We start from the raw sequence: 1179 nt of genomic DNA on the forward strand, positions 1-1179 counted from the left end.
CTTTTGGCGTTCGTAGGTGGAGACGGCGATGTTGACGACGAGCGTCCCGAGCATGACCCCGATGGTGACCGCGGTGATATCGGGAGCGGCGGGAGAGACGAGCCTCTGATACCCCTCAAAGAAGATCCCGGCGGCGGAGAGAAGGAGCATCGCCCCGATGGCCAGGGTTCCGAGGGTCTCGATCTTGCCGTGGCCGTAGGGGTGCTCCGGGTCCGGGGGCTTTTCGGCGAAGTAGAGGGCGACGATCCCGACGACGTTCGAGAAGGAGTCGAACCCCGAATGAACGGCATCCGCTACCATGCTCACCGACCCGGCGAGGATGCCAAAGACCGCTTTTGCAAGTGCGACGGAGAGGTTTAAGGCGAGAACGGCGATGAAGATCCTCTGTACCCGGAGTTGACCCTCTGATGCCCCGGATCCTGCCCTTCTGCCGGTCGCCTCATCCAGCATGCTACCCCGTAGTGGCGCTCCCGTGGCATAGGGTTTCCGGAGATGAGCGATGAAAGGTTTTAATAAGTCCCTTTCAGAAATACTCCATCCATGTCTACTGATGAGAACGCCCGGAACGCATACGCCGGAGAATCTCAAGCGAACAGGAAGTACTCGGTCTTTGCTGAGAAGGCCGCTGCTGAGGGCTTCCCTGCGGTTGCGAAACTCTTCCGTGCGGCAAGCGAAGCGGAAGCCGTACACGCCAAGCGCATTCTCTTCATCATGAACGCTGTCGGGAGTACCGAGGAGAACCTGAAAGGCGCGATGGAGGGGGAGAACTACGAATTCATGCAGATGTACCCCCCGTTCGTCGAGGAGGCGAAAGCGGAGCGGAAGAACGAGGCCGCAATCGTCTTCACCCACGCGATGAAGGCGGAGGAGGTGCACGCAAACCTCTATCTCCAGGCGCTCGAGGCCGTCCGGGAAGGCAAGGACCTCGATGTCGAGAAGATCTATCTCTGTCCGGTCTGCGGCAACATCGAACTTGGGGCAGCACCGGAGAAGTGTCCGATCTGCGGTGTCCCAGCTCGGATGTTCCGTGAGATTCAGTAATCTCCCTTTTTTGATCCGGCGGCAGAGGTCGAGGATGCCGGGAACAGTCCTAAACCCCCAGTCTTAAATAGGGCTCTTGCGATATTCCCATCCATGGCAGGCGTGAAGGTCTACACGACGGAGAACTGCCCCTACTGC

Annotated in this window: 2 protein-coding genes; one reads left to right on the plus strand and one right to left on the minus strand. The window is 59.2% G+C overall.

The window, feature by feature from the left end:
* Positions 1 to 450: cation diffusion facilitator family transporter (locus ACI94_RS00355; protein ID WP_286680953.1), on the minus strand; the 450-nt coding region annotated here is incomplete at its 3' end.
* 90 nt (positions 451 to 540) lie between these two features.
* On the opposite strand from ACI94_RS00355, the gene ACI94_RS00360 reads away from it, so the two are divergent.
* Positions 541 to 1041, plus strand: coding sequence for a rubrerythrin family protein (locus ACI94_RS00360; RefSeq protein WP_066958115.1), 501 nt, complete (start codon positions 541 to 543; stop codon positions 1039 to 1041).
* Positions 1042 to 1179 lie beyond the last annotated feature (138 nt).

The sequence above is a fragment of the Methanoculleus sp. DTU007 genome, from assembly GCF_001512385.1.
Taxonomy (GTDB): Archaea; Halobacteriota; Methanomicrobia; order Methanomicrobiales; family Methanoculleaceae; genus Methanoculleus; species Methanoculleus thermophilus.

What these genes read in the sequence shown, in the direction of transcription:
- ACI94_RS00360 (WP_066958115.1), top strand. Translation starts at nt 541, where the DNA reads ATGTCTACTGATGAGAACGCCCGGAACGCATACGCCGGAGAATCTCAA.